10 protein-coding genes, 8 tRNA genes and 2 rRNA genes are annotated in these 13,678 nt (G+C 44.7%); 18 read left to right on the forward strand and 2 right to left on the reverse strand.

Features of this window, described 5'->3' with window-relative positions:
* The 10 genes from FZC79_RS18905 to FZC79_RS18950 form a co-directional block, all read left to right on the forward strand.
* Positions 1 to 214 (forward strand): 23S ribosomal RNA (locus FZC79_RS18905); the annotation flags it as partial.
* Between the two features lie 144 nt (positions 215 to 358).
* Positions 359 to 475 (forward strand): 5S ribosomal RNA (rrf, locus tag FZC79_RS18910).
* Between the two features lie 7 nt (positions 476 to 482).
* A tRNA-Asn gene (locus FZC79_RS18915) sits at positions 483 to 557 on the forward strand.
* 3 nt (positions 558 to 560) lie between these two features.
* A tRNA-Thr gene (locus FZC79_RS18920) sits at positions 561 to 633 on the forward strand.
* Between the two features lie 17 nt (positions 634 to 650).
* Positions 651 to 725, forward strand: a tRNA-Glu gene (locus FZC79_RS18925).
* A gap of 7 nt (positions 726 to 732) precedes the next feature.
* Positions 733 to 808: transfer RNA gene (locus FZC79_RS18930), tRNA-Val, on the forward strand.
* A 75-nt stretch (positions 809 to 883) separates the two neighbouring features.
* A tRNA-Thr gene (locus FZC79_RS18935) sits at positions 884 to 959 on the forward strand.
* 8 nt (positions 960 to 967) lie between these two features.
* Positions 968 to 1,051: transfer RNA gene (locus tag FZC79_RS18940), tRNA-Tyr, on the forward strand.
* Positions 1,052 to 1,122: 71 nt separating this feature from the next.
* Positions 1,123 to 1,197 (forward strand) — tRNA-Gln (locus FZC79_RS18945).
* A 4-nt stretch (positions 1,198 to 1,201) separates the two neighbouring features.
* Positions 1,202 to 1,274, forward strand: a tRNA-Lys gene (locus FZC79_RS18950).
* 938 nt (positions 1,275 to 2,212) lie between these two features.
* Here FZC79_RS18950 and FZC79_RS23365 read toward each other — a convergent pair.
* Positions 2,213 to 2,386: a hypothetical protein gene (locus FZC79_RS23365; protein WP_187442887.1), complete on the reverse strand. Its 174-nt coding sequence runs from the start codon at positions 2,384 to 2,386 to the stop codon at positions 2,213 to 2,215.
* Positions 2,387 to 2,584: 198 nt separating this feature from the next.
* On the opposite strand from FZC79_RS23365, the gene rocF reads away from it, so the two are divergent.
* Entirely contained in the window at positions 2,585 to 3,484 is a 900-nt protein-coding gene (rocF, locus tag FZC79_RS18955; RefSeq protein ID WP_148948313.1) for an arginase, read from the forward strand.
* A 235-nt stretch (positions 3,485 to 3,719) separates the two neighbouring features.
* Here rocF and FZC79_RS18960 read toward each other — a convergent pair whose 3' ends face one another.
* Positions 3,720 to 3,878 (reverse strand): aspartyl-phosphate phosphatase Spo0E family protein, encoded by a 159-nt coding sequence (locus tag FZC79_RS18960; RefSeq protein ID WP_148941427.1) that lies wholly within the window; start codon positions 3,876 to 3,878, stop codon positions 3,720 to 3,722.
* 166 nt (positions 3,879 to 4,044) lie between these two features.
* Here FZC79_RS18960 and sigW point away from each other — a divergent pair, with 166 nt between their 5' ends.
* The 7 genes from sigW to FZC79_RS18995 all read left to right on the forward strand — a co-directional run bounded on the left by sigW (position 4,045) and on the right by FZC79_RS18995 (position 13,558).
* Positions 4,045 to 4,608, forward strand: coding sequence for an RNA polymerase sigma factor SigW (gene sigW, locus FZC79_RS18965; RefSeq protein WP_113926574.1), 564 nt, complete (start codon positions 4,045 to 4,047; stop codon positions 4,606 to 4,608).
* A 7-nt stretch (positions 4,609 to 4,615) separates the two neighbouring features.
* Positions 4,616 to 5,260, forward strand: a complete 645-nt coding sequence (locus FZC79_RS18970) for an anti-sigma factor family protein (RefSeq protein ID WP_148948314.1) — start codon at positions 4,616 to 4,618, stop codon at positions 5,258 to 5,260.
* Between the two features lie 283 nt (positions 5,261 to 5,543).
* Positions 5,544 to 6,380, forward strand: a complete 837-nt coding sequence (cdaA, locus tag FZC79_RS18975) for a diadenylate cyclase CdaA (protein ID WP_148948315.1) — start codon at positions 5,544 to 5,546, stop codon at positions 6,378 to 6,380.
* Positions 6,373 to 7,608 carry a CdaR family protein gene (locus tag FZC79_RS18980; protein WP_187442888.1) on the forward strand — a complete coding sequence of 412 codons (1,236 nt, stop codon included), beginning with the start codon at positions 6,373 to 6,375 and terminating at the stop codon, positions 7,606 to 7,608. The genes cdaA and FZC79_RS18980 overlap by 8 nt, the downstream gene beginning before the upstream one ends.
* Positions 7,609 to 7,648: 40 nt before the next feature.
* Positions 7,649 to 8,995, forward strand: a complete 1,347-nt coding sequence (gene glmM, locus FZC79_RS18985; RefSeq protein WP_148948317.1) for a phosphoglucosamine mutase — start codon at positions 7,649 to 7,651, stop codon at positions 8,993 to 8,995.
* Between the two features lie 605 nt (positions 8,996 to 9,600).
* Complete coding sequence (gene glmS, locus FZC79_RS18990) at positions 9,601 to 11,403, forward strand: glutamine--fructose-6-phosphate transaminase (isomerizing) (RefSeq protein ID WP_148948318.1); 1,803 nt, start codon at positions 9,601 to 9,603, stop codon at positions 11,401 to 11,403.
* A gap of 241 nt (positions 11,404 to 11,644) precedes the next feature.
* Positions 11,645 to 13,558 carry a PTS mannitol transporter subunit IICBA gene (locus tag FZC79_RS18995; protein ID WP_148948319.1) on the forward strand — a complete coding sequence of 638 codons (1,914 nt, stop codon included), beginning with the start codon at positions 11,645 to 11,647 and terminating at the stop codon, positions 13,556 to 13,558.
* Positions 13,559 to 13,678: the final 120 nt, after the last annotated feature.

Here is a 13,678-nt window from a genome sequence, read left to right on the forward strand (position 1 = left end):
TGTACCAGTTGTCTTGCCAAAGGCATCGCTGGGTAGCTATGTGCGGAAGGGATAAGTGCTGAAAGCATCTAAGCATGAAGCCCCCCTCGAGATGAGATTTCCCATCACTTTATGTGAGTAAGATCCCTGAAAGATGATCAGGTAGATAGGTCTGAGGTGGAAGCGTGGCGACACGTGCAGCTGACAGATACTAATCGATCGAGGACTTAACCACGAATAACAGCGAAACTCGGAATGCTTTCTTCTTTCTTCTAATACTTTATCTAGTTTTGAGAGAACAAATTAAAAATAACGCTTGATTTTCTAAAGAAAGTTGTTATAATAAAATTTGTCCTTTCAAGAAAAGCAAATACATATGTCTGGTGATTAAGGCGAAGAGGTCACACCCGTTCCCATGCCGAACACGGAAGTTAAGCTCTTCAGCGCCGATGGTAGTTGGGGGATCTCCCCCTGCGAGAGTAGGACGTCGCCAGGCTTATCGTTCCGCAGTAGCTCAGTGGTAGAGCTATCGGCTGTTAACCGATCGGTCGCAGGTTCGAGTCCTGCCTGCGGAGCCATTTGCTTCCATAGCTCAGCAGGTAGAGCACTTCCATGGTAAGGAAGAGGTCACCGGTTCGAATCCGGTTGGAAGCTTACTAGTTTATAAGAACGGCCCATTGGTCAAGCGGTTAAGACACCGCCCTTTCACGGCGGTAACACGGGTTCGAATCCCGTATGGGTCACCATTATATTGGAGGATTAGCTCAGCTGGGAGAGCATCTGCCTTACAAGCAGAGGGTCGGCGGTTCGATCCCGTCATCCTCCACCATGATATTTTCACAAAGTGAACAATCAATAGGACTTTTATAACCTAATAAAATCACTTTTTCAAACTAAAACACTTGCCGGTGTAGCTCAACTGGTAGAGCAACTGACTTGTAATCAGTAGGTTGGGGGTTCAAGTCCTCTTGCCGGCACCATCTTATTTGGAGGGGTAGCGAAGTGGCTAAACGCGGCGGACTGTAAATCCGCTCCTTCGGGTTCGGCAGTTCGAATCTGCCCCCCTCCACCATTTTTGGATTTATTGAATACATAAAGTGAAAAACGGACATGTTAACTAATGTCTTTTTATTTTGCTGTTATTGGGCTATAGCCAAGCGGTAAGGCATCGCACTTTGACTGCGACATGCGTTGGTTCGAATCCAGCTAGCCCAGCCATTTAGAGCCATTAGCTCAGTTGGTAGAGCATCTGACTTTTAATCAGAGGGTCGAAGGTTCGAATCCTTCATGGCTCATTCTTGAAAAAAGCTTCTAGATTTATTTCTAGAAGCTTTTTTTGTGTCCTCAGTTTGAGAGATACAAGAAGAAGGATTGTCAATAAGAGAATCTAATCCCCCTAGATCTGAAAAAGCGAATATCCAGTCACTTGTGTTCATCGTGGTTCCTCTATTTGAATATGCCGGCAGTTGGATCAAACCGTCTCCCTAAACGGCTGTTTTTACTATTAATTCGTTCAGCTCCTATGTTCGCCTGGGAATAGGCTCTCGAGTGACACATGAAATCTTCTTGCTTTTGTGTTGACTGCTAAAATGGCTACGAGTGCCACCACAGCCCCTATTTAACCCTTGAGGTGTCTTTCCAAATTCAATCCCCCTCCTTGCGATAAGTCATCATCGAATCGCTCCGCTCTTCGTGATTCCTTTATCTCATGGGGGGCCTGGTCATTTTGTACGCCTCTGAGCAGGCCCTTCCGCTTTTGTCTCGTCCAGCTCCAGCGGCCAGGGACTAGCGGATTTGTCACTGCCTCCTCTGCGATAAGTCAACATCAACTCACTTCGTTCGTTGTGTTTCCTTTATCTCAATACGGCAGCGCTCAAATCCGTACGTCCCTAAGCGGCCGCTTCCGCTTTTGTTTCGTCCAGCTCCAGCGGCCAGGGACTAGCGGATTTCGGTCCCCTTCCTTGCTATAAATCATCATCGAATCGCTCCGCTCTTCGTGATTCCTTTATCTCATGCGGGGGCCCTAAAATCCGTACGTCCCTGAACGGCCGCTTCCGCTTTTGTTTCGTCCAGCTCCAGGGCCTAGAGGCTAGCAAAATGCCAGTCCCCTCCTTGCGATAAATCATCATCGAATCGCTCCGCTCTTCGTGATTCCTTTATCTCATGCGGGGGCCCTAAAATCCGTACGTCCCTGAACGGCCGCTTCCGCTTTTGTTTCGTCCAGCTCCAGGGCCTAGAGGCTAGCAAAATGCCAGTCCCCTCCTTGCGATAAGTCATCATCGAATCGCTCCGCTCTTCGTGATTCCTTTATCTCATGCAGGGGCCCTAAAATCCGTACGTCCCTGAACGGCCGCTTCAGCTTTTGTTCCGTCCAGCTCCAGCGGCCAGGGACTAGCGGATTTGTCACTGCCTCCTCTGCGATAAGTCAACATCAACTCACTTCATTCGTTGTGTTTCCTTTATCTCAATACGGCAGCGCTCAAATCCGTACGTCCCTGAACGGCCGCTTCCGCTTTTGTATATATATACACTATGTTGTCCGGTTGAGTCATGTTGGGGTTGTTCGTTACAATGGGTATAGAACAGGTTGAGGAGGAACTAGTATATGAAGAAGAATATATCGATCATTGGCGTTCCTATGGATTTAGGGCAGATGCGCCGTGGAGTAGATATGGGGCCAAGTGCTATCCGTTATGCGGGTGTGGCAGAGAGATTAGAGAGACTTGGCCATACGATAAATGACTTGGGGAATATTGAAATTGCACAGCCGGAAAGGGTACATACTTCTGATTCAAATCTGAGAAACTTGACAGCGGTTGCAGAAGGAAATCAAAAGCTGGCTGATAGTGTAGATAAGGTGATTGAGAATAAAGATTTCCCGCTGGTTTTTGGCGGAGACCATAGTATTGCGATTGGAACGCTTGCTGGTGTTTCCAAGCATTACGAGAACCTGGGTGTCATTTGGTATGACGCTCATGGAGATTTGAATACAAGCGATACATCACCTTCTGGCAACATCCATGGTATGCCGCTTGCTGTAAGTTTGGGTATCGGGGATGAAAGCCTGACGGGTATCGGGGGATACACACCTAAGGTGAAACCAGAGAATATCGTAATCATCGGAGCCCGCTCACTCGATGAGGGAGAGAGGGAATTAATCAAAGAACGCGGTATCAAGGTATTTACTATGCATGAGGTAGACCGTATGGGTATGACGAAGGTAATGGAAGAAGCCATCAACTACTTGAAGGATAAAACGGATGGAGTTCATTTATCACTTGATCTTGATGGTCTGGATCCAAGCGATGCTCCTGGTGTCGGAACTCCAGTTATGGGCGGGATCAGCTACCGGGAAAGTCATTTAGCAATGGAAATGCTTGCGGAATCAAACCTGGTAACGTCAGCAGAGTTTGTGGAAGTCAACCCGATTCTGGATGACAAAAACAGGACGGCATCTGTGGCTGTTGCTTTGATGGGCTCTCTTTTCGGAGAAAAATTACTTTAAGGTATATAAAGCGCAAGCGCCCCGTTTAGACCCGGCAGGCAAATGTTCCCCGTAGAAAAAGCCGGTCTTTCCTTTTATTCTACGGGGGTTATTTGATCCCGAGGGGCTAAGTCCGTTCCAGTGGGTACGGACCCTCGGGCGCTGGAGCTAAATTCAGAAACGCCTCTTAATTTTCACTCTATAAGTTACTTTCTTATCTAATAAACAAAGCAGCTCCCTTTTTAGGAAGCTGCTTTTATAATTCTTCAGTTTTTTGATGGAAGGTATTGAGCAGGCGATCAAGCTTTGAACTGATTTCAACGACTTTTTCATTTGCAAAGGATGATTGCAGTGCCAATTCTACCATTCTGCTCCGGTGCTCTTCTATTTGTTTCAGTAATTCAGCTCTCCCCACACTAATTACCTCGTTTCCGACATTGTTTAATTCTTTTATACCCATATAGCAAAAAAAGTAAACATTTCTTTGTTATTTTTTGTTAGGATATAGTAGATGAAAAAAATTGAAACCTTTTTGCTATACGTTCGTATATATGTATAGCCGCATAGAGCGGAGGTATAAAATGGATGCGCTAGTCAATAAAAGAATAAAGCAAGTGCTCAAAGGGGACCAGGATGCATTTGCAGAGGTAATAGAACTTTATAAAGATAAAGTGTTCCAAATTTGTTTCCGTATGCTGGGCAATCGGCACGAAGCTGAAGATATATCACAAGAGGCTTTTATCAGGGCTTATGTGAATATCCACACCTTCAACCAGAAGCGCAAGTTCTCCACTTGGCTGTACCGGATTGCCACAAATCTGTGCATCGACAGAATCAGGAAAAAGAAACCGGATTATTATCTCGATGCAGAAGTAACTGGGACAGAAGGCCTTACAATGTATTCTCAAGTAGCCGCAGAAGGACAGCTGCCGGAAGAAGAAGTGGAAGAGATGGAACTTCAGGCAGAAATCCAGCGACAGATTCTCAAGCTTCCGGATAAATACAGGTCGGTGATTGTCCTGAAGTATATTGAAGAATTGTCTCTCCAGGAAATTAGTGAAATTCTGGATCTTCCTTTAGGGACGGTGAAAACCAGAATACATAGAGGGCGCGAAGCTCTCAGAAAACAATTAAGAAACATGTAGGAAGGGTGTGAAGCCTTTGAAAACTTGTTGTTCAGCAGAATATGAAGAATATATTCATGATTATTTAGATGAAGAAATTTCACAAGACCATGAGAACAGACTAAAAGAACATCTTCAAAGGTGTGAAGAATGTCAGCAGTTTTTCCATGAGATGAAAAAATCAATAGCATTAGTGCAGAGCACATCACATATACAGGCGCCTGCTGATTTTACAAGCAAGGTGATGGCGAACCTGCCTCGGGAGAAGAAAAAGGTTGGAGTTCAGAGGTGGCTGAGACATCATCCTCTTATGACAGCAGCTTCCCTCTTTTTCGTACTGATGATTGGCAGCCTGTTTTCCTCCTGGAATGAAAGCGAAGAATTTTCCTTTACGAAGCAGCCGGATCTAATAGTCCAAGATCATACAGTGATCGTCCCTGAAGGCAAAGTGATTGATGGGAATATCACAGTGAAGAACGGCGATGTCAAAGTTGAAGGGAAGGTCAATGGTGATGTAACGATCATCAATGGCAATCAGTACATGGCATCGGCTGGAGATGTAACTGGGGAAATCAAAGAAATCGATGCGGCTTTTGAGTGGTTATGGTATCAGATAAAAAAGGGTTTCAATGAAACATTAGACTGGTTTGAAGACCAGCCTGAGGGTATATAAGAAGTAAAAGAATTTGTTCCGGCACCCATGCTGGAACAGTCTTTTTTTAAAGGGATATTTTTTTCAAGATTTACATGCTTAGCAGTACTTACTCAGTCTGCGGTTAAAGAATGAAAGGCTGAAGATGCCGCTGCCTACAGTGAATCGCAAATCAGTTTATATATATTTCCATTTATCCTTATTATTCTTTGTCAAGGCTCTTTGTGATATAATAATAAAGTTACTAACTACATAGCCATTTTCACGGCTATCCCTTTAGATCACTTCTATTGGAGGATACTATATGCCGTTTTTTGATGTTTACTCAAATTATTCCGTACTGGACTATGCTTCAGATATAGTCGACATACTTCTGGTATGGTTTGTTATTTACAAATTAATAATGCTTATTAAAGGAACGAAAGCTGTCCAGCTGTTAAAGGGGATTTTCGTCATTATTATCGTAAGGGGTCTCAGCGGCCTGCTGGGACTGGATACTTTAAGATCCTTGGTTGACCAGGCAATTGACTGGGGGATTTTGGCCATTATCATCATCTTCCAGCCGGAGCTGCGTAGAGCGCTTGAACAGCTTGGAAGAGGAAGACTGTTCTCCAGAAGCGGAAATCAAGAGGAAGAAGAGCAGGGCCAGATGATCGAAGCGATCGGCAAAGCCGTTAGTTACATGGCGAAAAGGAGAATAGGCGCCCTTCTTTCAATAGAGAGGGAAACGGGACTGAGTGAATACATAGAAACAGGTATTCCGATTCATTCAAAGATTTCTTCAGAATTGCTGATTAATATCTTTATTCCAAACACGCCTCTTCATGATGGTGCTGTCATCCTGCAAAAGAGGAGGATTGCGGCGGCTGCCTGTTATCTGCCGTTATCCGAAAGTCCATTCATCTCTAAGGAGCTGGGAACAAGGCACAGGGCTGCCTTAGGGATCAGTGAAGTGACGGACAGTATTACAATCGTTGTTTCAGAAGAAACCGGCAGTATTTCCGTTACGGTGAATGGAGACTTGAAACGGAATATTTCAGTGGATGATCTTAAGTTGATCCTCGAGCATGAGCTGATAGGTGAAAAAGCAAATGCATCCTCTACAAAATGGAGCTGGAGGGGGAAGAGAGACAATGGATAAATTCATCGAAAATCGCTGGTTTATGCGTATAGTCGGACTGCTATTGGCCTTTGTCCTTTATGTTTCCGTCAATTTTGATGAGATGGCTGTGCAGAGAAATGAAAGCAGCAATCCGCAGCAAGGAATAGAGACGATTGAGAACGTGCCGGTCGAAGTTTTTTATGACAGTGAAAATTTATTTGTAAGCGGTGTTCCTGAAACCGTTACAATCGAAGTGGATGGACCGAAGAATCTGGTTACCTCTGCGAAGACTTTAAGGGACTTCCATGTGTACGCAGATTTGAATGATTTAGGCATAGGCGACCATCAAGTACAGCTGAAAATTGAAGGGATATCTGACAAGCTGCAAGTGAATCTTGACCCTTCCTTTGTAAATGTTTCCATCCAGGAAAAGGTGACGGAAGAATTCTCCGTAGATCCTGAATTCAATGAAGCCCTGCTGGCTGAAGGGTATCAGTCAGAGAGTGTGACAGTGGAGCCCCGGAACGTGGAAATTACGGGAGCCAAGGATATCATTGAGCAAATTGCTTATGTCGTAGCCACCCCGGATGTGAACAGTGGTATAGACGCTTCTATTACCAGGGAAGCACGAGTTCAGGTACTTGACAGAGACTATAATAAACTGGATGTGGCTATTGAACCTGAAACAGTGGATGTGACGATTGAAGTCATCAATCCAAGCAAAGAGGTTACGGTAGCAGTGAACCAGACAGGCGACCTGCCTGATGGGTTGGAACTCGAGTCCATCACTGTCAACCCAAAGAAAGTAACGGTATTTGGGAGGGACGCTCTTCTCAGGTCGATTAATGAGCTTCAGGCAGAACTGGATTTAAGCGAAGTTACTAAAGATACGACAATTGAAGTGCCGCTCGAACTTCCGGAGGGTGTAAATAAAGCCACGCCGGAACAAGTCGAAGTGACAATAGATATTAAAGAAGTTGAAAAGAAAACAGTCATGGGGAATACCATAACGCTAGAAGGTGCTGACGAGGACCTGGAGTATGAGTTTGTGAATCCGGAATCAGGGGCAGTGGATATAACTGTTTCAGGTTTTCCGGAACAGCTGGGTACCGTGGACTCTCAATCATTCTCGCTGTTTGCAGATGTAACAGGACTTGCCCCCGGCGATCATGAAATAGAATTGACAGCTGAGGGTCCGGAAGACATCGAATGGGAATTGACTAACACTACAGTTACAATCCAAATACAAGAGAAAATACCGGCTTAATTTATCACTGGATCTTTAAGCCCACTAAGGAGCGATATCAATGGGAAAGTATTTCGGGACAGATGGTGTAAGAGGAATTGCTAATACAGAGCTGACTCCAGAGTTGGCTTTTAGATTGGGGCGTTTCGGCGGTTATGTGTTGACGAAAGACGCTGAAAGACCAAAGATTCTAATTGGCCGTGATACAAGAATTTCAGGCCATATGCTGGAAGGGGCACTGGTTGCCGGGCTGCTGTCAATCGGAGCTGAAGTGATGCGTCTTGGCGTCATATCAACTCCTGGAGTTGCCTATTTGACGAAAGCTCTTGATGCTCAAGCCGGAGTCATGATCTCTGCTTCCCATAACCCTGTGGGGGATAACGGAATCAAATTCTTTGGATCTGATGGATTTAAACTGACCGATGATCAGGAAAAAGAAATCGAGGACCTTCTTGACCAGGAGGAGGATGCACTTCCTCGTCCAATCGGAGCTGATTTGGGACAAGTCAGCGATTATTTCGAAGGCGGACAGAAGTATCTGCAATACTTGAAGCAAACAGTCGATGAGGAGTTCGAGGGGCTTACCATCGCTCTGGACTGCGCTCATGGAGCGACGTCTTCATTGGCGCCTCATTTATTTGCAGACCTTGATGCTGATCTTATTACAATGGGAGCGTCCCCAAATGGCTTGAATATCAATGATGGAGTCGGATCGACTCATCCTGAAGAACTTGCAAAACTGTTAAAAGAAAAGGGAGCGGATATTGGCCTTGCTTTTGACGGTGACGGTGACCGCTTGATTGCGATAGATGAAAATGGAGATATTGTAGACGGAGACCAGATTATGTTCATCTGCGCTAAGCATTTGAAATCAGAAGGGCGCTTGAAGCAGTCCACTGTCGTCTCAACTGTCATGAGTAATCTTGGATTCCATAAAGGAATGGAAGCAAGCGATATTCAGAGCCTTCAAACGGCTGTAGGAGACCGTTATGTAGTAGAAGAAATGCGCAAGAATAACTATTCCCTGGGCGGCGAGCAGTCCGGCCATATCATCTTCCTGGATTACAATACAACGGGTGACGGCCTGCTGACAGGCATCCAGTTAGTCAATATCATGAAGTTGACCGGCAAAACATTATCAGAACTTGCAGGTGAGATGAAGAAATTCCCGCAAAGACTAGTCAATGTTAAAGTGACGGATAAGCATCACGTGACAGATAATGCCAGGGTCAAAGAAGTGATTGAGAAGGTTGAAGCGGAAATGAACGGCAATGGAAGAATCCTTGTGCGTCCTTCCGGCACCGAGCCTCTTGTACGGGTAATGGCTGAGGCACCTACAGAAGAGCTGTGCGTGAAATATGTCGATGAAATTGTCGATATTGTTGATCAAGAGATGGGATTAAAGTAATAAGCTGAAAATGTGCATGCATAAGAGGGACCCTTGTGTCCTCTTATGCATATTTTTTAACTATACCCCTTTCACAATAATATCTGGTTTAACTGAATGTATTTCGGGAAAATTAAGTAAGCACCATAAGCAGGAAGGTATTTTAACTATCACCAGGCTGTATGGGACGTTCTTCCTCGTGATATGAGGAGAGAGGCCTAGAGGTCATGTGCTGGAAGTTTTATTTTGTCTTCAGATCTAAATGGGCTGAAAAATTTTTATTGACGGATTCATTCGGGGTGTTGTATGATTATCCTGTTTTTGGTTCTCTCGTCGAGAGGAATCAGGAATAATTCAATGCTGCTTAGGAGGATAGAGGTTAATAAAGATTCAAAAGCGCCAGGACTAAACCGCGTTCGAAGCGGTTTAGTTGACGAGGTGGAGGTTCATCGATTTTTCGGCGGATGCCTCCCGGCTTAAAGCAGAGCCGTCAATTTCTTTCTCAAATCACCGAGGCAACTCCGTGGACAAAAGAAAGGAAATGCAAAACAATTACAATCAGAGATAAGGGGGCAAGAGGCCCCCGTGCTTCCTGCCCTCTTATCATCCAGGGAGGAAATTTAATTATGTGTGGTATCGTGGGATATATTGGAAATAAGGATGCAAAAGAAATACTTCTAAAAGGACTTGAAAAGCTTGAATACCGCGGGTACGATTCAGCAGGAATTGCCGTCAAAAATGCTGATGGCGTCCATATCTTCAAGGAGAAGGGACGCATTGCGGACCTTCGAGATAATGTAGATGAAAATGTGTTATCCAACACAGGGATCGGCCATACACGCTGGGCGACTCATGGTCCGCCAAGCAAAGTGAATGCTCACCCTCATCAAGGTACAACAGAACGCTTCACTATCGTTCACAATGGTGTTATCGAGAACTATTCAGCTCTAAAGCGTGAATACTTGCAAGACGTAACTTTAAAAAGTGATACAGACACTGAAATCATCGTTATGCTTATTGAAAAGCTGGTTAACGAAGGAAGAAGTGTTGAGGAGGCGTTCCGTACGACGCTTAAGCTTCTTAAAGGGTCTTATGCAATTGCGCTTCTGGATAATCAAAATGACGAGACGATTTTCGTTGCCAAGAACAAAAGCCCATTGCTTGTAGGTCTTGGAGAAGATTTCAATGTTGTAGCGAGTGACGCGATGGCGATGCTTCAGGTAACAGACCAGTATGTTGAGCTTATGGATAAGGAAACAGTTATTGTTACAAAAGAAAAAGTAACAATCCAGAACCTTGAAGGTGAAGAAGTTTCACGTGAGCCTTATACTGCTGAATTGGATGCGAGTGACATTGAGAAGGGCACATACCCTCACTATATGCTGAAGGAGATCGATGAGCAGCCTGCAGTTATGCGTAAGATTATCAGCGCTTACCGTAACGATAATCAAGAGTTGGAGATTGATGAAGAAATCATTTCAGCAATGAATGAATCTGACCGCATCTATATCATTGCGGCAGGAACTAGCTATCATGCCGGTTTGGTCGGCAAGCAGTTCATTGAGAATATGGCAAAGATTCCAGTAGAAGTTCATGTAGCAAGCGAATTCAGCTATAATATGCCTCTTCTATCAGAGAAGCCATTATTCATCTTCATCTCTCAAAGCGGTGAAACAGCGGACAGCCGTGCGGTCCTTGTACAAACGAAAGAACTTGGGCACAAGTCACTGACGATTACAAACGTCCCTGGTTCTACGCTTTCCCGTGAAGCGGATTACACATTGCTTCTTCACGCAGGTCCTGAAATTGCGGTAGCATCGACTAAAGCATACACAGCTCAGATTGCGGTGCTTTCTATTCTTTCATATGTAACAGCTAATTCACGCGGAATCAAATTAAACTTTGATTTGATCCATGAACTTGGTATCGTTGGAACAGCAATGGAAGCTTTATGCGAACAAAAAGAAGAATTCGAAGCCATTGCCCGTGATTATCTGGCTACGACACGCAACGCTTTCTTCATCGGCCGTCATCTTGATTACTATGTAGGCCTGGAAGGATCCCTTAAGTTAAAAGAGATCTCTTACATCCAAGCTGAAGGCTTTGCCGGCGGAGAGTTGAAGCATGGAACAATTGCCTTGATTGAAGAAGGAACACCAGTTATCGCTCTTGCTACGCAGGAAGCTGTTAACCTTGGTATCCGCGGAAACGTGAAAGAAGTAGCTGCCCGCGGCGCCAACCCGTGCATCATCTCCATGAAGGGTCTTGAAGAGGAAGACGACCGCTTCGTCATCCCGGAAGTAAATGAATTATTAACACCTCTTATCTCTGTAATACCGTTGCAATTGATTTCTTATTACGCTGCGCTTCACCGTGACTGTGATGTAGATAAGCCGCGTAACCTTGCGAAATCAGTAACTGTTGAATAGTCATTAATAAAGCAGGTCCCTGGAGAAATCTCCAGGGACCTTTTTGATAAATTCCTCTATGAACTCCCATTCCAAATAACCCGCTTAAAAGAGAATAAGAATATTACCCGGAGAAACAATAGGTTTGTCACGACAGGTGCGACAAAGTTACCTTTCAACGTTCTTGAAGCCCTCTGATGCAGTCATTTATGATTAAGATAGGTTTCACTGCAATTATTCAATAATGAAAGGAAGAAAATATATGGCTCAATCTACTATAAAAGTCAGAGTGCAGAAGTTCGGTAACTTCCTCAGCTCTATGGTACTGCCGAATATAGGGGCTTTCATAGCATGGGGATTGATTACGGCGCTCTTCATTCCAACAGGCTTCTTTCCAAATGAAAGCCTTGCCAATTTAGTTGGACCAATGGTAACGTACCTTCTGCCTCTATTAATCGGTTATACAGGAGGTAAGTTGATTTACGATCAGCGCGGAGGAGTTGTTGGTGCGATTGCGACAATGGGTGTCATTGTTGGTGCACCGGATACTCCGATGTTCTTAGGAGCAATGCTGATGGGTCCATTAGGTGGATTTGTCATCATGAAGTTTGACCAGATGATCGAAGGTAAGATCCGATCAGGGTTTGAAATGCTAGTCAATAATTTTTCCGCTGGGATCCTTGGGGCTGCTCTTGCTATCTTAGCTTACCTCGGTGTCGGACCAGCGGTAGATGCTTTTACAGAAGTGCTTGTGACAGGTGTAGACTGGCTGGTTGAAGCAGGGCTGCTGCCTTTAACTAGTATTCTGATCGAACCTGGGAAAATCCTATTCCTGAACAATGCAATCAACCACGGTATTTTGTCGCCGATTGGTCTGGAACAATCTGAATCAACAGGAAAGTCAATCTTGTTCCTCTTGGAAGCAAATCCGGGACCAGGTATTGGTGTCTTACTGGCTTTCATGTTCTTCGGCAGAGGAACTGCGAAACAGTCGGCATCGGGGGCTGGAATCATTCACTTCTTCGGTGGAATCCATGAGATTTACTTCCCTTACATTTTGATGAAACCAATGCTTTTCCTTTCAGTCATCCTGGGGGGAATGAGCGGTGTATTTACTCTGGTATTATTGGGCGGAGGTCTTTCAGCACCTGCCTCACCAGGAAGTATCATTGCTATCACAGCCGTGACACCAAATGATGGAATGGTTTATGTAGCCAACTACGCAGCCGTCCTTGTAGCTGCAGCAGTTTCCTTCGCGGTTTCAGCGGTTATCATGAAAACAAGCAAGACATCTGATGAAGATATCAATGAAGCAACAAAGAAAATGGAACAAATGAAAGGCAAGAAGAGTTCTGTAGCAGGGCATGTTTCTGAAAATAAAGGAACACTTCCTGAAGAAGTTAATAAAATTGTTTTTGCGTGTGATGCCGGAATGGGCTCTAGTGCTATGGGGGCTTCACTGCTGCGCAAGAAGATGAAGGAAGCCGGGTTAGACGTTTCCGTAACAAACACGGCAATCAGTTCAATTCCATCTGACGCGCAAGTGGTTATCACACAGGAAAAATTGACACCAAGAGCCGTCAATAAGATTCCTAGCGCTTATCATATTTCGGTCGATAACTTCTTATCCAGTCCGGAATACGACAAGCTGATTGCCAGCCTGCAGGACGGGGTTACAGAAGAACAGGCCGAGCTGGTGGAAGAGTCGGAAACTGAGGCGGTTGGTACAGAACCAAATGGAGATAAGGATGATGATCTATTATTAGAGGAAAACATTTTTATCGGCAAGGAATTCGCAAGCAAAGAAGAAGCCATCCGCTTTGCAGGTGAAGCTTTAGTCAAAGCCGGGTATGTGGAAGACAGCTATGTTGACGCGATGATCGATCGTGAGGGCATAACAACCACGTATATGGGGAATAACGTAGCAATCCCCCATGGAACGGAAGAAGCCAAGAAGGCAGTTATCAAGTCAGGCTTCACGGTTATCCAGGTACCTAATGGTGTCGACTTTGACGGAGAACAGGCTAAGTTGATCTTTGGTATTGCAGGTAAAGACGGTACTCACCTTGAAATTCTATCTGGAATTGCCGTCATCTGCTCAGAGCAGGAGAATGTAGATCAGATGGTTGGGGCAAAAACTGCTAAAGAACTGAAGGATATCATCAATAGCAAATAGCATTGAATTAGAAAGGCGGGGATACCTGCCTTTCTGTTCTGCTTTATTGAAGTTTTATGTCTTCTTAGGCTGTTTTAGCATAAATTGAGGCTTTCGGGAAAATCCCAAGTGGTTGATTTT

It is taken from the genome of Rossellomorea vietnamensis, from assembly GCF_008180615.1.
Taxonomy (GTDB): domain Bacteria; phylum Bacillota; class Bacilli; order Bacillales; family Bacillaceae_B; genus Rossellomorea; species Rossellomorea vietnamensis_D.

What these genes read in the sequence shown, in the direction of transcription:
- rocF (WP_148948313.1), top strand. Translation starts at nt 2,585, where the DNA reads ATGAAGAAGAATATATCGATCATTGGCGTTCCTATGGATTTAGGGCAG.
- sigW (WP_113926574.1), top strand. Translation starts at nt 4,045, where the DNA reads ATGGATGCGCTAGTCAATAAAAGAATAAAGCAAGTGCTCAAAGGGGAC.
- glmM (WP_148948317.1), top strand. Translation starts at nt 7,649, where the DNA reads ATGGGAAAGTATTTCGGGACAGATGGTGTAAGAGGAATTGCTAATACA.
- glmS (WP_148948318.1), top strand. Translation starts at nt 9,601, where the DNA reads ATGTGTGGTATCGTGGGATATATTGGAAATAAGGATGCAAAAGAAATA.
- cdaA (WP_148948315.1), top strand. Translation starts at nt 5,544, where the DNA reads ATGCCGTTTTTTGATGTTTACTCAAATTATTCCGTACTGGACTATGCT.
- FZC79_RS18995 (WP_148948319.1), top strand. Translation starts at nt 11,645, where the DNA reads ATGGCTCAATCTACTATAAAAGTCAGAGTGCAGAAGTTCGGTAACTTC.
- FZC79_RS18980 (WP_187442888.1), top strand. Translation starts at nt 6,373, where the DNA reads ATGGATAAATTCATCGAAAATCGCTGGTTTATGCGTATAGTCGGACTG.